This window comes from Agarivorans albus (genome assembly GCF_019670105.1).
Taxonomy (GTDB): Bacteria; Pseudomonadota; Gammaproteobacteria; order Enterobacterales; family Celerinatantimonadaceae; genus Agarivorans; species Agarivorans albus.
Genome location: NZ_AP023032.1, coordinates 1,750,314 through 1,769,551, shown reverse-complemented (window position 1 = coordinate 1,769,551; position 19,238 = coordinate 1,750,314). Strand labels below are relative to the sequence as shown.

Below are 19,238 nucleotides of genomic sequence, written 5' to 3'. Positions count from 1 at the left end.
TAAATAACAGAAAAAGCCACCAGCACACCGGCTAATAGCTTGAATTTAATGTTGATATTGTAAACCTACTAACAAACTATAGTGTTTGATTAGCAATAAGATAATAGTTAGAAAGGAAATATTTAGCGCTAGCCAAGGCTGACTAGCGCCAGAGGGTATTTTTTAAAGCGAGGTAGGTATTAATCCTTCAATCAGTGCCGGTCGCCACGCACCGGCTTCAGGATCGTAAGCACCAAAACCAGAAGCATACTCCCAGTAGGCCCAACTTATATTGCGCTTTTCTGCTTCACGAGCAATAAACGCTGTCCAAGCACGTTGATGGTCGGGATCAGAATGCAGTGAATACACGCCATATTCTCCCATGAAGATCTCAAAGCCTCGCCCAGCTTGTTCATTCCAAGCCGTTACCCTATCGAACAAATCAATCAAAGGTTGCTGGTCTGAAGCAGTACCTAACCATGGTGTGCCAATCCAATCATTAGAGCCCGATACCCAATCGGCGCCTTGGTGAGTGAAGTGGAACGGTTCGTAATAGTGAACGGTAATAATGGTGTTGCCGGAGTTAACACTGCTAGGTAATTGCAATTGGGTTAAGCCATCAGGGTGTCCCCAATTGGCGGTACCAATCATAATAGTACGCTGCTCACTACCAGTGTTTTGCTGATCGGCCATAGTGGTCCAAATCAACTGTGTTAGGCGAGCAATGATGTCATTCCAGTCGTCGTAGCCAATGGTGCCATTTGGCTCATTAAGTAGCTCAAATACCACTTGCTCTTGGCCATACTCACTTAACGGGAATTCTTCACTGATTTGTTGCCAGATACCCACTAAGCGACGTATATGGTTTTCTTGCATGTTCTCGCCGTCGTTCATCATTTCTTCGTAGTGATGAACGTTTAGCACGACTTGCAGATCCTCAGCTAAACTCCAGTCTACCACTTGCTTAACCCGAGCCATGAAGCTTGCATCTATTTGATAAGGTGTTGTTTCACCAGCATGATTTGACCAACGCACCGGGATGCGCACCGTTTTAAAACCAGCATCAGCAATAATTTGTAGATCTTCTTGAACCAGCAGTCTTCCACCCGTCCACTCTCCTTCATTCGGCGCTTCTAAGTAGTTACCTAAGTTAAGTCCTCGGCCAAGTTGGGTTTGGCTAAGTCCGCCGCTGGCATTCCAACCATACAGGTCGGTGTAGTAGGCGCTATCCAATTCAACTTCTGCATCGCTTGGCGCGCCCACAGAGCTACCGCCACCACATGCTGCAAGTAGAATACAACTACTGAGCAACACACCACCTTGAAGACATTTCTTAATCACTTCCATGCTTTACCTTCTAAACAACTACCTATTACTACTTAGCAGGCTAACTGATTAGCCCGGGCTGACCTAGGCTAAAGCTTTGTTCAGTAATCAGAATTTGTAGGTTCTCACATTAATAAAGCATCAATGAAAATATGCCCAAATTTGTTTCAAACAAAACATCAAAGAATGTGAAAAAACAACAAACCCGCAGTGTTAATTGCGGGTTTAGCGTAAAAGATAGTAGCTAGGGTCTGTTGATCTTTGGTGTTGAAATGTTGTTCGAGATAAGCGGGCTTTAATCGCGGCGAGCACTTAGAAGCCTAGTGGGCTAAGCAAGAAGTGCTTAACAAAGAGTAAAGCTTGCTTATCCGAACCCTTTGGGCAGCATTTATTAGCCATTTATTCAGCGTTAGCGAGTGATTATTAAGCCCACTTAACTGCACACTCAATGCCTTGCCTAAATGGCTAATAAATTGCTGCAAAAACCATCAGCAAAGATCAACAGACCTTAGTTAACTAAAAATACTTAAAGTGGAAGCGCAGATGGTCTTCGATAAAGCTAGCGATGAAGAAATAGCTATGGTCGTAGCCTTGCTGCACTCTAAAGTTTATTGGGTAATCAAGTTGCTTAGCGGCATCAACAAGGGTTTCGGGCTTGAGCTGCTCAGCAAGAAAATTGTCATCGCTGCCTTGGTCAATCAGCAGTGGTAATTGCTGCTCGGGTTTTAATTGTTTAATCAACAAACTACTGTCGTGCTCCTGCCAACGTAGTTGGTCATTACCTAAATAAGCCGCAAAAGCCTTTTGTCCCCAAGGGCAATTTGTAGGCTGACAGATTGGGCTAAATGCCGAAACCGACGAATAACGCTGGGGGTTTTTAAAGGCTATAGACAATGCGCCATGCCCGCCCATCGAGTGCCCGGCAATTGCTCGCTGTTGGGAAATGGGAAAATGCTGCTCTAACAACGCCGGTAACTCTTCACAAATATAGCTATACATTTGATAGTGCTTAGCCCAAGGCGCTTGGCTGGCATTAACATAAAAGCCAGCACCTAAGCCTAAATCATAAGCACCTTTTGGGTCATCAGCAACGCCTTCACCTCGTGGGCTGGTATCAGGGGCCACAATCGCCATACCTAGCTCGGCAGCCACTTTAAAGGCTCCGGCTTTTTGCATGAAATTTTCGTCGCTACAGGTTAAACCAGACAACCAATACAACAAGGGTACCGGTGTATCCTCGGCAGCTTGCGGCGGCATATACACAGCAAAAGTCATTTCACATTGCGTGGATTCTGATTGATGAGAATAACGCTGATGGACTCCACCAAACACTTTGTTGCTGGCAAGTAATTTAATCGTCATTGCACGCTACCTTAATAGTGAATTACGCTGCGAATACTCTTACCTTGATGCATTAAATCAAATGCCTCATTAATTTTGTCTAAAGCCATGGTATGGGTAATAAAGTCACTAAGTTTAAACTCGCCTGCCATGTAACGTTCTACATATTCTGGTAACTCACTGCGCCCTTTTACTCCTCCAAATGCCGAGCCGCGCCAAACCCTGCCGGTAACTAATTGAAACGGCCTAGTGCTTATCTCTTCGCCCGCTCCAGCCACCCCAATAATGACCGATTCACCCCAACCTTTATGGCAACACTCTAAGGCTGAGCGCATCACGTTTACGTTTCCAATACATTCAAACGAAAAATCCACGCCACCATCGGTAAGTTCTACGATGTAATCTTGAATAGGTTTATCGATGGTTTGTGGGTTTATGCAGTCGGTAGCGCCAAGCTGTTTGGCTAACTCGAACTTAGATTCGTTAATATCAATGGCCAGAATGCGTGAAGCCTTAGCCATTTCTGCGCCAATCACTGCAGACAAGCCAATGCCGCCTAAACCAAATATTGCCACCGTATCTCCAGCTTGCACTTTGGCTGTTTTTGTCACCGCGCCCATGCCGGTGGTAACGCCACAGCCCAGCAAACAGACTTCTTTTAAGTCGGCACTTGGATTTATTTTGGCTAATGATATTTCTGGCAGCACGGTGTATTCACTAAAAGTAGAGCAGCCCATGTAATGAAAGATGGGTTTACCATCTTTATAAAAGCGGGTTGTACCGTCTGGCATTAACCCTTGCCCTTGAGTTGAGCGAATTTTTTGGCAAAGGTTGGTTTTGCCCGACAGACAAAACTTACACTCGCCACATTCTGGAGTATAAAGCGGAATCACGTGGTCCCCCACTTTAACCGAGTTAACCCCCTCACCCACTTGCTCAACGATGCCGCCACCTTCATGGCCAAGAATACAGGGAAATACCCCCTCTGAATCGGCGCCCGATAAGGTGTAAGCATCGGTATGACATACCCCTGTAGCAATGATCTTAACCAGCACTTCTCCTTTCTTAGGTGGCATAACATCTACGGTTTCGATAGAAAGCGGCTGATTGGGTGCCCAAGCAATAGCGGCTCGAGATTTAATAAAGTTACTGGTATCCATAACATTCCTTCACTAATAGATAAGCAATTTAAACATGCAGTTACCAGAGCATAGCAGAGCCTATAGCCTTGAGCTTTATAAGCATTTTTTATTTTGGGGAACAAAAAAGGCAGCCCGAACGGGCTGCAAAACAAAATGAACTCAAAAACACGGTAAGCAACTTTTGTTGCTTGAACTACTTACAACTTAATTGAGGTGCAAAAACTTACATCGGCATGGTGAGTCTTTAAATCGTAGCTATGGTAAAGCTCGAAACACGGGCGGTTATCAACCGTTAACTCTGCGTCTACCACTTGGGTCATCAACTGCTGCCAGTAAAGCGCATATTGCGATTTATCCGTTACCAGTTTACGCAAGTTGGCATAACTCCCCGCAGGTAAGGTTTGCAACTCGATGCCTGCAGGTGGAGTAACCCCTGCAGGTATAGCCAAGCAAACGTCGGTACGGCATTTATCGGCTGGAGTTAACTCTGGGTTGTCGTGATAAATAAAAATACTCTCACCGTCAGCTAAACCCATTGGTCCCGCCCAGCCATAAAGGCGTTCACTGGCAACATCGTAACCTTCGCCATAGGGCCCGGTTACCCGAATGTAAGCCAAGTTCTTTTCTTCAAAATGTTCAGTTTTCATGATTTCACTCCTTGTTTGATTTGCAGTGTCATCATATTGCGTGCCGTTTGCTAAAGCGTGTCCATTGTTGCGTAACAGGTGTCCAATCTTGCTGTCTCTTAGCAATTGAGTGTAATGCTCCATGCTTTCACAATTTTTTACTTCGCTAGGGCTTAGTGCGAAATAACCACGAAAAGCCTTAGCTAAGGCTTGCGAGCTAGAAAAACCAAAATCTAAAGCCACCTTGGTAACCGCTTCTTTATGAAAAAATAGCTGGGTGGCGGCTTTCTCAAGTTTTAAGCGGCGAATAAAATCGGCGGGAGTCTCTCCCGTTACCGCCTTAAACACACGGTGAAAATAGTAAGGAGATAAATGGGCCATCTCCGCCACTTCATTCAAATTAAGGTTTTTATCGTAGTTTTTTTCTAAGTAACGAATCACCGGTACAAACTTACGGTGATAATTAGTTTTACTCATTGTGCTCCCTGCTGCTGATCGTATAGAGCGAGCTGTTGATAAAGCCAAATGGATGAGTCCACTTGCTCGCCATTGGCAAAACGAATTTGATAAGGTTTACCGCTCAAGGACGACTTGCTGGCAAGCTTGTCGATGAACATTTCGGCGGTCCAGCTCTCTTTATCTGGCGCAAACCAACTGTTTTGCGCGCGCTTTAGCTTCATTCTTAAATGTTCGCCTGCTTGCTGAGGATTGTGCTCAGAGCCATTGCGAACAAAAGTGAGATCGGCTTGTTCAATGGCTTGTAAAAGGGCTTCAATTCGTTGCTTCTGTAGCACCCAATTTGAGTCGCTTGCTGTTTCAGCTAAGGCAAATTGACTAAACATGCACAAACTTAACAACAGTAAACTAACACCGCGTTTAAATAGCACCATCAAAAACACCTTTTATTGTAGGGGTTTGCGCCTAGTCTATGACTCATTTCCCTTAAGCTCAAGAAACAAAATAACTGTTGTTAATCGCTGAGTAACTTTAGCCAAGTAGTGTAAACTAAGCGTGGATATTCATTCGAATAATGACTATGATTTTTCATAAATACCAAACAATTAGCTGACGGAGCTGCGTTAAATGCACTATTTCTGGGTACCGTTTTTACCCATGCTAGGAATTATTGTTCCTTTGCTAACCAACAAATTCAGCCGAAGTACTTGTGCACTGGCTACCGCCTTGCTACCTGCGCTTGCACTGGCCTTGATTTTGTTCGACATGCCTGCGGTATTGGGTGGCCAATTTTTCACCCAAAGTATCGCTTGGATCCCACAGCTAGGGCTTAACCTCTCTTTTCGCCTTGATGGCTTATCAGTGCTGTTCAGCTTACTGATTTTGGGCATAGGTTTATTGGTCATTTTGTATGCTCGCTACTACTTGAGCGAAAAAGACCACATGGGCCGCTTTTATTGCTACCTAATCATGTTTATGACTGCAATGCTGGGTATTGTGATGTCGAATAACATGTTGCAGTTGTGGTTTTTCTGGGAGTTAACCAGTATCAGCTCCTTCCTACTCATTAGTTTTTGGTCTCATAGCAGTGACGCCAGAAAAGGCGCTCGCATGGCGCTTACCATTACTGGCGCTGGCGGCTTAGCCCTGTTAGGTGGCATTGTGTTACTGGGTCAAGTTGTCGGTAGCTACGAACTGGATGTGGTGTTAAACAGCGGCGATTTAGTGCAGCAACACCCTTATTACTTTGCCATTTTGGCTTTGTTTCTATTAGGCGCTTTCACTAAATCGGCACAGTTTCCGTTCCACTTTTGGCTACCACATGCCATGGCAGCCCCTACACCGGTAAGTGCTTATTTACACTCTGCCACTATGGTTAAAGCGGGTATCTTTCTATTAGCACGTTTTTACCCAGTGCTAGCAGGAACCGAAACCTGGTTTGCGGTGGTTTCTCTTACTGGCTTGTTCACGTTGTTACTGGGTGCTTACACAGCACTATTTAAGCACGATTTAAAAGGCTTACTGGCTTATTCAACCATTAGTCACTTGGGTTTAATTGTATTGCTGCTTGGCTTAAATACCCAACTGGCGGCAATTGCTGCAGTATTTCATATTATTAACCACGCCATTTTTAAAGCTTCACTATTTATGGCTGCAGGCATTATCGACCATGAGTCCGGTTCGCGTGATATGCGCAAACTTAATGGTTTATGGAAGTACATGCCAATCACCGCCACGCTGGCGATGGTGGCCTCAGCCTCGATGGCGGGTGTGCCGCTGTTAAATGGTTTTCTTTCCAAAGAAATGTTTTTTGCCGAAACTCTCGACCAAAGCATTTTAGGCTCATTGTCTTGGCTTATTCCTGTTCTCGCCACCATTGGCGGAGCGTTTGCAGTAGCCTATTCATTACGCTTTATTCACGATGTGTTTTTCAACGGGGAACCAAAAGGTTTAACCAAAACACCGCACGAGCCACCGCGCTACATGCGAGTGCCCGTCGAAATCTTGGTGGCTTTATGTTTGATTGTTGGAATCTTCCCTAATTTCACCATTGGCCCGCTGTTAGACAGTGCCTCGCTGGCAGTATTGAACCACCCCTTACCCGAATTTAGTTTAGCTCTTTGGCACGGCTTTAACATTCCATTGCTTATGAGCGGTCTGGCTATTGCTGGCGGATTAGCCATTTATTTAAACCGCAAACCATTGTTTAGGTTTGAAGGCTTATTCCCTGCGCTGGACGCAAAAATGATATTTGAAGGCGCCATTCAACGCTGCGTAATATGGGCGCAAAAAGTGAATGGTTATTTAGAGTCTGGCTCGTTACAGCGCTACGCATTTTGGCTGTGCTTTTTTGCACTAGCCCTAACGGCACCACCGCTACTGGATTTAGAGACAACTCAAGGAAGCTTGCCAAGCACGCCGCTTAATGGCGCTGTAGTGATTGCCGCAATATTACTGATTGCAGGCTCTCTCGCTACCATCATTTGGAGCCACTACCGGATGATAGCGCTGCTGATGCTATCGCTAGTGGGTTTGGTGGTATCGATTACCTTCGCCTACTTCTCGGCGCCAGATTTAGCCTTAACCCAGTTATCTGTAGAAGTAGTAACGGTAATCTTACTGTTGTTAGCTTTGTACTTTTTTCCTCAACATACTCCTACCAGTAAAAGCCGCCCCAGCCACTTTGTTCGTGACTTAGCGGTAGCTTCGGCAATTGGTTGTATCGTTGGCAGTATTTGTTTTGCCTTACTGACTCACCCGCTCGATAGCATTTCAGATTTCTTTATTGCTAATGCTAAAACTGGCGGCGGTGGTACCAATGTGGTTAACGTAATTTTGGTTGATTTCCGTGGTTTTGATACCTTTGGCGAAATTACCGTTTTGGGTATTGCGGCACTAGGTATTTATAAGCTGATCGCAAGAATGCGTTTATCGATGCGTACTAAAGATCACGATGGCCGCTTATGGGCTAAAGACAAATACCCAATTCTGCTGTCGGTAGTATCACAAAGCTTACTGCCCTTATTCTTATTGGTATCGGCTTACATTTTCATGCGAGGACACAACCTACCTGGTGGTGGCTTTATTGCGGGCCTAATTACCTCGATTGCGCTAATTCAGCAGTATTTGGCTCACGGCGTAGATTGGATGAGCAAGCGGGTAAGTGTTAGTTACCACTACTTTATTGCCATTGGTTTAGTCACCGCAGCAATCACCGGTTTAGGTAGCTGGGCCTTTGGTCGCCCATTCTTAACCTCCTGGTTTGATTACTTCTCACTACCTTGGATAGGCAAGTTTGAGCTTACCAGCGCGTTGGTATTTGATTTAGGCGTGTACTTAACGGTAATCGGCGCAACCTTATTGATTTTGGCTAATCTAGGCAAACTCACTACCAAAGAACGACTCACCGTAGGAGAAAGATAATGGAAGTAGTCTACTCAGTGTGTGTCGGCTTTATGACCGCTTGTGGCATCTTTTTGATGCTACGTGGCCACACTTTTACCCTTGTTATAGGATTAACCTTGCTGTCTTATGCTGTTAACTTATTTTTGTTTGCCAGTGGCGGATTAACCATTGGCGCTCCAGCGGTGCTAAATGGCGGAGATAATTACGCCGACCCACTCCCTCAAGCTTTAGTCCTAACAGCGATTGTTATTGGATTTGCGATGACCGCTTTTGCCGTTATTTTGGCCATGCGCGGACGTGCCGACTTGGGTAATGACCATGTTGATGGAGAAGAACCTATAGACCGTTTAGCGCGGGAGGATAAAGCCTAATGAGTTTGTTTGATCATTTAGTTGTTTTCCCCGTTCTTATCCCGTTTTTTGTGGGCGTGGTGTTGCTATTTCCAAGCCTAAGTGCTTCGTTAAGCAAACAACGTATTTTCACTGTTGCAGCCAATTTATCAATGGCTGTTGTGGCAATAGCCTTGCTTTTAAAAGTGCAAAATCAAGGTATTCAAATGTATGCCTTAGGTGATTGGTCGGCGCCCTTTGGTATTGTATTAGTGGCTGATGCCTTTTCAGCATTAATGATTGCCTTAAGCGCCATATTAGGCCTAACTGTCATTTTGTATGCCAGTGCCGGTGAAGATAAAAATGGCGCATTTTTTCATCCATTAATTATGTTCCAACTAATGGGTATTAACGGCGCCTTTCTAACTGGCGATGCGTTCAATCTGTTTGTATTTTTTGAGGTATTACTGATTGCTTCCTACTCCTTGATGATCCACGGAGGCGGTAAACAAAAAATTCAGGCCAACATCCATTATGTGTTTTTGAACTTAATTGGCTCATCGTTATTCTTGTTTGCCTTAGGCACCTTATACGGCACCTTAGGTACCCTCAACTTTGCCGATATGGCTGACAAAATTCCGCAACTGTCACACAGTGAACAGCTAATTACTAAGTCTGGTGCATTACTGTTACTTGCCGTGTTTGGCTTGAAAGCAGCAATGCTTCCGCTGCACTTTTGGTTGCCTAAAGCATACTCAAGCACCAGCACCCCAGTAGCCGCGCTATTTGCCATTATGACCAAAGTTGGTATCTACAGTATTTGGCGGATCCACGGAGTAATGTTTGGTGAACAAGCGGGTGAGCTAGCCAATATTGCACTACCTTGGCTATGGCCAATTGCCCTATTAACCATCGCCATTGGCGCGATATCAGTATTAGCGAGCCAAAGCCTAAGAGTATTATGTAGCAACTTGGTGATTGTTTCGGTTGGTACTTTGTTGGTTACAATTAGCCTTAATAGCGTACAAGCAAGCACTGCCGGTATTTATTACTTAGTACACAGTACCATCGCTTGTGCCGCGATGTTTTTGCTGGCGGGGCTCATTCAGCAACAGCGAGGAAAAGCAGAAGACCGCTTTGTAACAGCGAGAGCCATGCCTCAATCAGCTAAATTAGGCTTTGTATTTGCGCTGCTTGCAATTGGTCTAATCGGCATGCCTCCGTTGTCTGGTTTTGTTGGCAAAGCCCTTATCTTGCAATCGGTCACCGATACCAATCAAATGGCGTGGATATGGTCTTTAATTTTAGGTGCAGGTTTGATTTCGCTAATTGCCTTATCTCGCGCCGGAACCTCTTTGTTTTGGCGTACCAGTGGCGAAAACACCACTGCCTTACAAGGGCACCCTATTCAATATTTAGCCATCGCTATTTTAGTGGGCTTACTACCTTTAATGGTGGTCTTTGGTGGTCCATTAACCGATTACGCTCAGCTTGCCGCAGAGCAACTCAATGCAGGCTTAAGCCTGCAACAACTTAACGAGGTAGCCAAATGATTAAAACTCAAAAGAAATTTGTTTGGTTTCCAACCCCTTACCACAGCTTACTGTTGTGGTTAGTATGGCAAATCTTACATGAGTTTAGCCGCGGGCATATGGTACTAGGTGCAATCTTCGCTATTGTAATCCCTTGGATCGTTGCGCCTCTAAGTGAAAAAGAACCGGTTGCTAAAAACCCACTTAAAGTAATCTCTTACACATTTCGTTTAATTATCGATATTGTAGTTTCGAACTTTGATGTTGCGAAAAGGGTTTTGCAAAGTAACAAAAAGCTTAACCCTGCGTTTGTCGCAGTGCCCATCTCTTTTAGCGAACCTTTGCCATTAACCATTTTTACAAGCAGTGTGTCGTTAACCCCAGGAACCTGCAGTGTCGAGTTATCTGACGACAAACAATGGCTGTATGTACACGTGCTTCACCTAGAGGATGAGCAAGCGCTAATTACACAAATTAAACAGCGCTATGAAGCCCCACTGAAGGAGATTTTCAAATGTTAGCTTATGCCACTCTCTTTGCTAGCGGCTTAATTTGTATAGCCTTGGCGCTTAATGCTTGGCGCTTAATTATTGGGCCTACCGCACCTGATCGCATTGTTGCGGTAGACACTATGTATATCAACAGTATTGCCTTAATTATATTGCTAGGTTTATACCAAGGCTCGGTAAGTTACTACGAAAGCGCATTGCTAATCGCCCTATTAGGCTTTGTTAGTACTGCTGCATTTTGTAAATACTTACTTCGCGGCGACATCATCGAATAGGATTAGCAGATGACCAGTTTATTAGAAATTGTTGTAAGTATTCTGCTTGTACTAGGTGCGGTAGTTATGTTGATTGGCTCAATTGGTTTAGCCAAGTTGCCAGATTTTTTCACCCGCTTGCACGCCCCAACCAAGGCGAGCACATTGGGTGTCGGCTGTATTTTAATTGCCTCAATGGTTTATTTTAGCTTTGAGTTAGGCAGGGTTAATTTAAAAGAAATACTGATTACCATGTTTTTGCTAATTACTGCGCCTATTGCTGCGCACATGCTAGCTAAAGCCGGTTTGCACTACAAAGTGAAGCTTAAGGACAATACTCATAAGCAACACTTAACCAACAAAGCTTATTTGCATCAAAACCCGAATGACGAGTAATCAACATCCGGCGGCGTTTTTTAATCGCGCCGCCGACAATAACAAACAGGCAATCATAGAACAGCTCGCACCAAGGCTAACATCATCGCGGTGTCTGCTTGAGATTGGCTCAGGCACCGGACAACACGCGGCTTTTTTTGCTAAAGCCCTACCTCAGCTTCGTTGGCAGACCTCAGACCAACAAACCAATGACGCAGCCATTCAATATTGGCAAGAGTACATGCTACTCAGTGAGCAACCGCCGCCGCTTAGCTATCAAGTAGGTAAAGATGTATGGCCATGTGATTGCGACGCGGTATATACCGCCAATACCGCACACATAATGCGTAAAGAGCTCGTAGAGCTAATGTATTCGGACATCGGTGACAATTTACCATCTAATGGACAACTGTTTCACTATGGCCCGTTTAAGCAAGCTGGCCAATACAGTAGCGAGAGTAATCGCGAGTTCGATTTGATGCTGCAAGCTCAAGGCTACGGAGGCCTTCGAGACATTGAGCAATTGCAGGCTTGGGCTGCCAAACATGATTTACACCTCAAAGAGACAATAGCTATGCCAGCTAACAACCTGTTTTTAGTTTGGCAAAAGGCCTAACTTACAAAAATAAAAAAGCCAGTCATAAGACTGGCTTTTTTATACTCGCACAGTTTACTCTGCGCTAGCAGCTTTATCTTCATTGGTGTAAATCAAGATTGGGTCACTCTCACCTTGAATCACCGTTTGGTCGATAACTACTTTTGAAATATTATCAATCGATGGTAAGTCGTACATAGTATTAAGCAATACGGCTTCTACAATTGAACGCAAACCACGAGCACCAGTTTTACGCTCCATCGCTTTGTGAGCGATAGCTCGAAGTGCATCTTCGCGAAACTCTAGCTCAACATCTTCAAGCTTGAACAAAGCACCGTACTGTTTAGTAAGGGCATTTTTAGGTTCGCTCAAAATCTGGATTAATGCGTCTTCATCAAGCTCAGTTAGCGTAGCCACAACTGGCAAACGACCAATAAACTCAGGAATAAGACCATACTTAACTAGATCTTCTGGCTCAACTTTAGAGAAGGTTTCGCTTAGCGAGTTTTTATCTGCTTCACCCTTCACTTCAGCCCCGAAACCAATACCGGTTCCGGTAGAAGCACGTTGCTCGATAACCTTATCTAAGCCAGCAAATGCGCCACCACAGATGAATAAGATCTTAGAGGTATCAACCTGTAAAAACTCTTGCTGAGGATGCTTACGTCCGCCTTGAGGAGGAACAGAAGCTACAGTACCTTCAATTAACTTAAGTAAGGCTTGCTGTACACCTTCACCAGAAACATCACGAGTAATTGACGGGTTATCTGATTTACGAGAAATTTTGTCAATTTCATCAATGTAAACAATACCGCGTTGCGCTTTATCAACGTCGTAGTCACATTTCTGCAGTAACTTCTGAATGATGTTTTCAACATCTTCGCCCACATAACCTGCTTCGGTTAAAGTGGTAGCATCAGCCATGGTAAACGGTACGTCGAGTAAACGAGCAAGCGTTTCCGCCAGTAGAGTTTTACCACTACCAGTTGGGCCAATAAGCAGGATATTACTCTTACCAAGCTCAATGCCATCAGCCACATCACCGTTACGAAGGCGCTTGTAGTGGTTATAAACCGCAACTGCTAATACTTTCTTGGCGTGATCCTGACCAATTACGTAGTCATCAAGGTGTTCTCTAATTTCCTTAGGAACCGGTAAGGCGTTGCCTTCTTTTTTATTTGGCGATATTTCTTTTATTTCTTCTCGAATGATGTCGTTACATAACTCAACACATTCGTCACAAATATAGACGGAGGGACCGGCAATCAGCTTTCTCACTTCATGCTGGCTTTTACCGCAGAAGGAGCAATACAACAGCTTACTGCTATCTCCATCACCCTTGCGCTTATCTGTCATTCGCTAACCTCAAACTATGTAGCATTCTACGCTTTTATCTACAGTGTAAATCAAACCGCGAAGAATGCTATTTTCTCTATGCTCTATCTGTACAGACCGTGAATTGGAACTAATTATTCACGACGCGCAAAGATATCATCGACGATACCGTATTCTTTAGCCTGTTCAGCTGTCATATAGTTATCGCGATCAGTGTCTGCAGCGATAGTATCAAAACTTTGACCAGTATGCTCGGCCAACAACTCGTTCATGCGACGTTTTGTTTTAATAATTTCGTTAGCGTGAATTTCAATGTCAGAAGCTTGACCTTGATAACCGCCTAGTGGCTGGTGAATCATCACTTTGGCGTTTGGTAAACAATAACGTTTGCCTTTAGCGCCACCAGCCAATAAAAATGCGCCCATGCTTGCTGCCATACCCATACACACGGTACTAATTTTAGGCTTAATAAACTGCATGGTGTCGTAAATCGCCATACCAGCGCTAATTGAACCGCCTGGCGAGTTAATGTAAATGAAGATGTCTTTCTCTGGGTTCTCAGATTCTAAAAATAACAACTGAGCAACCACTAGGTTGGCCATGTGGTCTTCCACTTGACCAGTTAAGAAAATAACTCGGTCTTTTAATAGACGAGAGTATATATCATAAGAGCGTTCCCCTTTAGAGGTTTGCTCAATAACCATTGGCACCAAAGCCGCCATGGGGTCGAATGCAGACTGATTAACTTCTTTAGACATTGATGCGCTCTTCCTTAAAAAAAATGGCTCGTATGTAGTACATACGAGCCATTATATGCGAGATAAAGGTGGCTAAGTCAAATTAGACCTTAGTTTGCACCTTGCTTGTTCATAATTTCATCAAAAGCTACTTCTTTTTCAGTCACTTTTGCTTTACCAAGCACAAATTCAATCGCTTGCTCTTCTAAAACTACGTTACGAACGTTGTTCATCAACTCTTCGTTTTTCGCGTAGTAGTCAAGAACTTCAGTTGGATCTTCGTAAGCAGAAGCGAAAGAAGCAATGTGCTCTTTAACTTTCTCATCATCAGCTTCTAGTTCGTTAACTTTGATTAACTCACCTAATAGAAGACCGGTGCGAACGCGACGTTGTGCTTGCTCAGTGAATAGCTCATCCGGAAGCTCTGGAGCATTTTGTGCGTTTTCGCCAAAACGTTGCATTGCTTGCTTACGAAGTTGCTCAACTTCTTGAGAAACTAGAGCAGCTGGTACGTCAATTTCGTTTTGCTCGATAAGACCAGCTAAAACTTGCTCTTTAACACCCGCTTTTAGCGTTTGCTCAAGTTCACGTTCCATGTTCTTACGGATTTCAGCTTTAAGTGCGTCTAGTTCACCAGACTCTACACCGAACAATTTAACGAATTCTTCGTTAACTTCAGCTAGTTCAGGCTTTTCAACTTTGTTGATTTTGATATCAAAAGTTGCAGCTTTACCTTTTAGGTTTTCTGCGTGGTAATCTTCTGGGAAGTTAACTTCAATAGTGAACTCTTCGCCAGTTTTCTTACCCATGATGCCGTCTTCAAAACCAGGAATCATACGGCCAGCGCCCATAGCTAGGTCGAAACCTTCAGCTTTGCCGCCTTCAAATTCTTCACCGTCGATCTTACCTAAGAAGTCTAGGTTTACGCGGAATTCGTTTTTGATCATGCCCTTGGTTTCTTTCCAAGTAGCTTGCTGCTTGCGCAACGTGTCGATCATGTTGTCAACGTCTTTGTCGTTAACAGTAGCTGTTTTCTTTTCTACTTCGATTGCGTCTAGACCAGCAACTTCTACTTCTGGGAAGATTTCGAAAGTAGCGCTAAAGCTGAACTCGCCATCTTTAGTATCACCAGGCTGAAGTGCTGGAGCACCTGCTGGGTTTAGCTTCTCTTGCATGATAGCTTCGTAGAATGAACGCTGCATTGCTTGACCAGTTACATCGTGGCGAATAGCTGCACCGTAACGTTTCTTGATTACGCTTACTGGCACTTTACCAGGGCGGAAACCGTCGATGCGAGCGCGACGTGATTCTTGCTTAAGCGCTTGCTCAATTTGCTGTTCGATTTGCGTAGCGTCAATCGAAATCGTAACACGACGCTCCAAGCCCTGAGTTGTTTCTACTGAAACCTGCATTTTATTACCTCGGCTATAGTCAGCACCCTGCTGACAATTTACTTACGTAAACAATGGGAATTTAGCGGTTCGCATTGGCGAACTAGCTGTCCTTAGTTAAGGACCCATAATTTCAAAACGCCGCATTATAGCCATGGTTTTCGCCAAGGTCGAGACTGATTGCTAGATAATCGCAGATATCGCGTAAATATTTGCTGCTACGCATACCTGTTTGGCGATTTTCACTACATTAAGCTCAAAGCTCCCGCTCAAAAAACAGGTCTTTGTTGATATAACGCTTGCTTATAATTAGCGCACCCGCACAAAATTAGACCAATGACTCTACAAAGCTAGGCAAGCGATAAGCAAACTTTTATACTTCGCCGAAAACGGATGCGGTAAAAATGTTTAGGGATTAATGAAAAACCAAGGCTTTACCTTAATAGAACTGGTTGTAGTGATTATCGTGATCGGTATTCTTGCGGTTACTGCTGCACCTAAGCTACTAAATCTATCCAGTGATGCCCGAATAAAAACCATTGAACAAATCAGCGTTAGTGTAAAAGCCGCCAACGACCTCCTCACCCTTAAATCCTACATGCCAAGTTATGTGTCGCAACAGGTGCCTAATCGCGATGATTTAATCGACGTAGACATGGATGGAGATGGCACTTTTGATGTATTTAACCCCGATAGTCCTGACGTAAGACTAAAATGGCGATACCTTGATAATACCGACATTACTAAACGCATCGACATTGATGATGTTTTTGTTTTACAAGAGCAAGGCATTGCTTTCACTTATTTGGGTTACGACAGAAACGGTAATGGCCAAGTCACTGACGACAACTGCTATTTTCAATATACCCAAGCCAGTAACGCAACTACACCTCCGCAATACGAGCTAGTCGACGACGGTTGCTAAAAAGCCCCTAAGGCGGGGCTTTTGCTAAATGCATTAACGACCGACTAAAGAAATGGGTAACTAACGCCTACTTGAGCCAGAATCTCATCCATTACTCGCTGGGTGCCTAGGGTGTCTTGCCAAGTATTTAACTGGCTTTGCAACATCCCCCGACGAATGCAACTCATCGCTTCACTTGCTTGATACTCAAAACCGCTGGCTAAGTACGGCAGCTCTAATAACTCTGGGCGCTTGTCGAATAAATGAAGCTCTACTTTGTTGCTATCCCAAAAATACGCTGGCACCACAATTTTGCCTTTATCACCGTAAATGCAAAAACTGTTTTCGGTATAACTTTGGAAAGAACAGGTGAATTGGCTAACTGCACCACCATAGTTAAGAATAACGCTACAACGCTCGTCAACACCTGTAGGACCAACCAAGCCATCGGCTAAAACCTTACTAGGGTGTCTGCCCATCACAAACTGCGATAAAGCAACGTTATACACTCCGTAATCAAGTAGCACCCCGCCCGCTAAATCTACATTAAGTAAGCGATCACTTTCATCTCTTGGGATTGGAAACGCAAAGCTAGATTGCAGCAACTTAATGTCACCAATCATGTTTTGATTTAGCCAACGCTTTACCTGCTGCCATACTGGCAAATAGCGGCTCCACATAGCTTCCATTAAAAACACTTGGTGCTGTTCGGCCAACGCCATAAGTTGTTCAGCTTGCGCGGCATTCACCGTTAAGGGCTTTTCACACAACACTGGCTTACCCGCTAAAATACAAGCCCGAATCGTTTCGTAATGAAAACGATGGGGGTTGGCAATATATACTGCATCAACCTTTAGGTCGGCGAGTAATTCGTCGTATCGTAAATAGCTAGTAGCGGCGCCAAAATCTTTAGCAAAAGCTTTGCCACGCTGCTCATTAGAGCTTGCCACCGCATACAGTTTGGCGTCTTCTATGGCGCTTAAGCCCTCGGCAAAACGCCGAGCAATACGGCCTGGAGCAATAATGCCCCAGTTAAAGGTTTTTCTTTGCATTATTGATTTAACCTTTTACCGCACCACTGGTGAGCCCAGAAATCATTTGCCTAGAGGCAAACAAGTAAAAGGTCACAATCGGTAAAATGGAAATGGTAGTTCCCAACATCACCGCGCCCCATGGAGTATTTGGCAAACCTTGAACGGTTCGCAGAGCAAGTGTTACCACATACTTATCTTGGCTAGACAAAATCACCAAAGGTCCTAGGAAGTTATTCCAGAAGAAAACAAATTGCACAATGGCAACGGTTCCCAATACTGGTTTCATCAGCGGTAATGCAATGCGGAAATAAATTGACCACTCCCCCGCTCCATCAATTCGCGCGGACTCTATTAACTCTCGAGGGATAGAACTCACCACATATTGGCGCACCAAAAATATCGCAAAAGGGGTAGCGGTAAACGGCAACCACAAGGCAACGTGAGTATTTAATAAACCCAAAAACTGCACAATCATGTAGTAAGGAATCAAACCTAAGATAGGCGGTACCATCATTGAGGCTACCATGGTTCCAAATATAAAATTCTTCCCTCTAAACTTGTAGATTGCAAAGGCATAACCGCCCATAGAGCAAAACAAGATAGACACCACAGTCCCTAAGCCAGTGACATAAAAGCTGTTCAGCATTGAAGTCCAAAACGGCAAGGTATCAACCAAAGACTGATAGTTCTCAAACAGTGCATTGCCTAGCGCCAAGCTAAGCTCTGAAGAAAAAATCTCAGTTCGGGTACGAGTAGATAAAATGCTCGACCATATAAACGGGAATATACTTAAAAAAGCACACAACACTAAAAAGACATAAAACCCAATAGTGCCCACTACCCCAAAGATTTGGGCGGCTAATTCTCCGCCCTTGGTTTGCTGCCTACGACGACGAGGCAGGGTAGAATTTGCGAATATATTCATGAATGGCTCCCTAATCCTTTACGGCCAAAGAATAAGAACTGCACCGCCGTTACCGCTGCAATGATTAAGAACAGTAACCACGACATTGCCGATGCCCAGCCCATGTCTAGCCATTCCCAAGCGACTTTATAGAGGAACATAGAAATCGTTAAGCCAGAGTTACCAATGCCACCGGTACCATTAGTTAGAATGAACGGTTCTTCGAACATTTGTAGGCTACCGATAATGGTTAAAGTGACCCCAAAGAAAATAAATGGGCGTAAATGAGGCAAGGCGATATACCAGAAACGTTGACGGAAGTTTGCACCATCTAGCAAAGCCGCTTCTTCCACTTCCTTTGATATAGTCAATATGCCGGAAATATAGATTACTAAGTGAAAACCGGTGTATTTCCAAAATTGTAAAAAGGCAATAGCAGGTTTAATCAACAAACGATCTTCTAGCCAGCGCAAGGGCATTAAGTCGTTTAACCAGCCAAAGATGTAACCCAGACCAGGCGCGTTAGCTAGAGCTACCAAAGCCTTGTTAATTATCCCTACATTTGCAGAGTACATGTTTACAAAAATCAGGCTCACCGCAACGGTAGAGGTGATAAACGGTAAAAAGAAGGCAGAGGTCATAAAGTGGCGAAACTTGCTGCCAAGGTTCACCAGCAAATAAGCCATTGGAATTGCGACTAAGTGTTGGCTTATCCCTGAGGCTAATCCCAGCCAAATTGTGTTATATAAAGAACGGTAAAAGTCTTCGTCTTCTAAAGAAAACGTGTAGTTTTCGATGCCGACAAAGCGCATTGAATCTAATCCAGCAACCGGGTTCCATTGGTGAAACGACAAATACAAAGAAAAGGCGAAACCAAAAACCTGAAAAACCAAGAATAGAATGATGAACGGCATTAAAAAACCGTAAGGGGCGAACACTTGGCCTAACTTGGCAAACGACCGTTTGCGTGCAGACCTAGCCTTCTTATCGCCCTCTACCTCGGAAAGAGGTGCGGATGCGTGAGAACTGCTCATGTTACTTACTCATATTGTGGTGAACTGAGC

Annotated in this window: 19 protein-coding genes; 8 read left to right on the top strand and 11 right to left on the bottom strand. The window is 44.2% G+C overall.

The window, feature by feature from the left end; all coding sequences use genetic code 11:
* Positions 1-162: 162 nt before the first annotated feature.
* The 5 genes from K5620_RS08160 to K5620_RS08140 all read right to left on the bottom strand — a co-directional run bounded on the left by K5620_RS08160 (position 163) and on the right by K5620_RS08140 (position 5,304).
* Positions 163-1,326 (bottom strand): glycoside hydrolase family 5 protein, encoded by a 1,164-nt coding sequence (locus tag K5620_RS08160; protein ID WP_016400649.1) that lies wholly within the window; start codon positions 1,324-1,326, stop codon positions 163-165.
* 495 nt (positions 1,327-1,821) lie between these two features.
* On the bottom strand, positions 1,822-2,661 hold the full coding sequence (gene fghA / locus K5620_RS08155) for an S-formylglutathione hydrolase (protein ID WP_215426349.1): 840 nt from the start codon (positions 2,659-2,661) through the stop codon (positions 1,822-1,824).
* 17 nt (positions 2,662-2,678) lie between these two features.
* Positions 2,679-3,806 (bottom strand): S-(hydroxymethyl)glutathione dehydrogenase/class III alcohol dehydrogenase, encoded by a 1,128-nt coding sequence (locus K5620_RS08150; RefSeq protein ID WP_016400652.1) that lies wholly within the window; start codon positions 3,804-3,806, stop codon positions 2,679-2,681.
* 179 nt (positions 3,807-3,985) lie between these two features.
* Complete coding sequence (locus K5620_RS08145; protein WP_016400653.1) at positions 3,986-4,891, bottom strand: AraC family transcriptional regulator; 906 nt, start codon at positions 4,889-4,891, stop codon at positions 3,986-3,988.
* A complete protein-coding gene (locus K5620_RS08140; protein ID WP_016400654.1) occupies positions 4,888-5,304 on the bottom strand; it encodes a DUF5329 family protein in 417 nt (138 codons plus the stop codon). Before K5620_RS08140 ends, K5620_RS08145 begins: the two co-directional genes overlap by 4 nt.
* A gap of 193 nt (positions 5,305-5,497) precedes the next feature.
* On the opposite strand from K5620_RS08140, the gene K5620_RS08135 reads away from it, so the two are divergent.
* The 7 genes from K5620_RS08135 to K5620_RS08105 are packed head-to-tail and all read left to right on the top strand — an operon-like array spanning position 5,498 to position 11,890.
* On the top strand, positions 5,498-8,293 hold the full coding sequence (locus tag K5620_RS08135; protein ID WP_016400655.1) for a monovalent cation/H+ antiporter subunit A: 2,796 nt from the start codon (positions 5,498-5,500) through the stop codon (positions 8,291-8,293).
* Positions 8,293-8,646 carry a Na+/H+ antiporter subunit C gene (locus K5620_RS08130; protein ID WP_016400656.1) on the top strand — a complete coding sequence of 118 codons (354 nt, stop codon included), beginning with the start codon at positions 8,293-8,295 and terminating at the stop codon, positions 8,644-8,646. Before K5620_RS08135 ends, K5620_RS08130 begins: the two co-directional genes overlap by 1 nt.
* Positions 8,646-10,157: a monovalent cation/H+ antiporter subunit D gene (locus tag K5620_RS08125; RefSeq protein WP_016400657.1), complete on the top strand. Its 1,512-nt coding sequence runs from the start codon at positions 8,646-8,648 to the stop codon at positions 10,155-10,157. The genes K5620_RS08130 and K5620_RS08125 overlap by 1 nt, the downstream gene beginning before the upstream one ends.
* Positions 10,154-10,657, top strand: coding sequence for a Na+/H+ antiporter subunit E (locus K5620_RS08120; protein WP_016400658.1), 504 nt, complete (start codon positions 10,154-10,156; stop codon positions 10,655-10,657). Before K5620_RS08125 ends, K5620_RS08120 begins: the two co-directional genes overlap by 4 nt.
* Complete coding sequence (locus K5620_RS08115) at positions 10,651-10,920, top strand: K+/H+ antiporter subunit F (RefSeq protein ID WP_016400659.1); 270 nt, start codon at positions 10,651-10,653, stop codon at positions 10,918-10,920. The genes K5620_RS08120 and K5620_RS08115 overlap by 7 nt, the downstream gene beginning before the upstream one ends.
* A gap of 9 nt (positions 10,921-10,929) precedes the next feature.
* Positions 10,930-11,295: a Na+/H+ antiporter subunit G gene (locus K5620_RS08110; RefSeq protein ID WP_016400660.1), complete on the top strand. Its 366-nt coding sequence runs from the start codon at positions 10,930-10,932 to the stop codon at positions 11,293-11,295.
* Positions 11,285-11,890: a DUF938 domain-containing protein gene (locus tag K5620_RS08105; RefSeq protein WP_016400661.1), complete on the top strand. Its 606-nt coding sequence runs from the start codon at positions 11,285-11,287 to the stop codon at positions 11,888-11,890. Before K5620_RS08110 ends, K5620_RS08105 begins: the two co-directional genes overlap by 11 nt.
* Positions 11,891-11,944: 54 nt before the next feature.
* On the opposite strand, the gene clpX is transcribed toward K5620_RS08105, so the two are convergent.
* The 3 genes from clpX to tig all read right to left on the bottom strand — a co-directional run bounded on the left by clpX (position 11,945) and on the right by tig (position 15,353).
* On the bottom strand, positions 11,945-13,225 hold the full coding sequence (gene clpX, locus K5620_RS08100; RefSeq protein ID WP_016400662.1) for an ATP-dependent protease ATP-binding subunit ClpX: 1,281 nt from the start codon (positions 13,223-13,225) through the stop codon (positions 11,945-11,947).
* A gap of 113 nt (positions 13,226-13,338) precedes the next feature.
* Positions 13,339-13,962: an ATP-dependent Clp endopeptidase proteolytic subunit ClpP gene (clpP, locus tag K5620_RS08095; RefSeq protein ID WP_016400663.1), complete on the bottom strand. Its 624-nt coding sequence runs from the start codon at positions 13,960-13,962 to the stop codon at positions 13,339-13,341.
* 89 nt (positions 13,963-14,051) lie between these two features.
* Complete coding sequence (tig, locus tag K5620_RS08090; RefSeq protein WP_016400664.1) at positions 14,052-15,353, bottom strand: trigger factor; 1,302 nt, start codon at positions 15,351-15,353, stop codon at positions 14,052-14,054.
* Positions 15,354-15,750: 397 nt separating this feature from the next.
* On the opposite strand from tig, the gene K5620_RS08085 reads away from it, so the two are divergent.
* Positions 15,751-16,257: a prepilin-type N-terminal cleavage/methylation domain-containing protein gene (locus tag K5620_RS08085; protein WP_016400665.1), complete on the top strand. Its 507-nt coding sequence runs from the start codon at positions 15,751-15,753 to the stop codon at positions 16,255-16,257.
* Between the two features lie 44 nt (positions 16,258-16,301).
* On the opposite strand, the gene K5620_RS08080 is transcribed toward K5620_RS08085, so the two are convergent.
* From K5620_RS08080 to K5620_RS08070, 3 genes are read right to left on the bottom strand one after another with little or no spacing between them, the layout of a single operon-like run.
* Positions 16,302-17,288: a Gfo/Idh/MocA family protein gene (locus tag K5620_RS08080; protein WP_016400666.1), complete on the bottom strand. Its 987-nt coding sequence runs from the start codon at positions 17,286-17,288 to the stop codon at positions 16,302-16,304.
* Between the two features lie 7 nt (positions 17,289-17,295).
* A complete protein-coding gene (locus K5620_RS08075) occupies positions 17,296-18,195 on the bottom strand; it encodes a carbohydrate ABC transporter permease (RefSeq protein ID WP_016400667.1) in 900 nt (299 codons plus the stop codon).
* On the bottom strand, positions 18,192-19,208 hold the full coding sequence (locus K5620_RS08070) for a carbohydrate ABC transporter permease (protein WP_040306892.1): 1,017 nt from the start codon (positions 19,206-19,208) through the stop codon (positions 18,192-18,194). Before K5620_RS08070 ends, K5620_RS08075 begins: the two co-directional genes overlap by 4 nt.
* Between the last annotated feature and the right edge of the window lie 30 nt (positions 19,209-19,238).

Bases quoted from the DNA above. Each gene is read 5' to 3' on its own strand.
- K5620_RS08160 (WP_016400649.1), bottom strand. From the start codon at position 1,326: ATGGAAGTGATTAAGAAATGTCTTCAAGGTGGTGTGTTGCTCAGTAGT.
- K5620_RS08150 (WP_016400652.1), bottom strand. From the start codon at position 3,806: ATGGATACCAGTAACTTTATTAAATCTCGAGCCGCTATTGCTTGGGCA.
- K5620_RS08145 (WP_016400653.1), bottom strand. From the start codon at position 4,891: ATGAGTAAAACTAATTATCACCGTAAGTTTGTACCGGTGATTCGTTAC.
- K5620_RS08140 (WP_016400654.1), bottom strand. From the start codon at position 5,304: ATGGTGCTATTTAAACGCGGTGTTAGTTTACTGTTGTTAAGTTTGTGC.
- K5620_RS08135 (WP_016400655.1), top strand. From the start codon at position 5,498: ATGCACTATTTCTGGGTACCGTTTTTACCCATGCTAGGAATTATTGTT.
- K5620_RS08130 (WP_016400656.1), top strand. From the start codon at position 8,293: ATGGAAGTAGTCTACTCAGTGTGTGTCGGCTTTATGACCGCTTGTGGC.
- K5620_RS08125 (WP_016400657.1), top strand. From the start codon at position 8,646: ATGAGTTTGTTTGATCATTTAGTTGTTTTCCCCGTTCTTATCCCGTTT.
- K5620_RS08120 (WP_016400658.1), top strand. From the start codon at position 10,154: ATGATTAAAACTCAAAAGAAATTTGTTTGGTTTCCAACCCCTTACCAC.
- K5620_RS08115 (WP_016400659.1), top strand. From the start codon at position 10,651: ATGTTAGCTTATGCCACTCTCTTTGCTAGCGGCTTAATTTGTATAGCC.
- K5620_RS08110 (WP_016400660.1), top strand. From the start codon at position 10,930: ATGACCAGTTTATTAGAAATTGTTGTAAGTATTCTGCTTGTACTAGGT.
- K5620_RS08105 (WP_016400661.1), top strand. From the start codon at position 11,285: ATGACGAGTAATCAACATCCGGCGGCGTTTTTTAATCGCGCCGCCGAC.
- clpX (WP_016400662.1), bottom strand. From the start codon at position 13,225: ATGACAGATAAGCGCAAGGGTGATGGAGATAGCAGTAAGCTGTTGTAT.
- clpP (WP_016400663.1), bottom strand. From the start codon at position 13,962: ATGTCTAAAGAAGTTAATCAGTCTGCATTCGACCCCATGGCGGCTTTG.
- tig (WP_016400664.1), bottom strand. From the start codon at position 15,353: ATGCAGGTTTCAGTAGAAACAACTCAGGGCTTGGAGCGTCGTGTTACG.
- K5620_RS08085 (WP_016400665.1), top strand. From the start codon at position 15,751: ATGAAAAACCAAGGCTTTACCTTAATAGAACTGGTTGTAGTGATTATC.
- K5620_RS08080 (WP_016400666.1), bottom strand. From the start codon at position 17,288: ATGCAAAGAAAAACCTTTAACTGGGGCATTATTGCTCCAGGCCGTATT.
- K5620_RS08075 (WP_016400667.1), bottom strand. From the start codon at position 18,195: ATGAATATATTCGCAAATTCTACCCTGCCTCGTCGTCGTAGGCAGCAA.
- K5620_RS08070 (WP_040306892.1), bottom strand. From the start codon at position 19,208: ATGAGCAGTTCTCACGCATCCGCACCTCTTTCCGAGGTAGAGGGCGAT.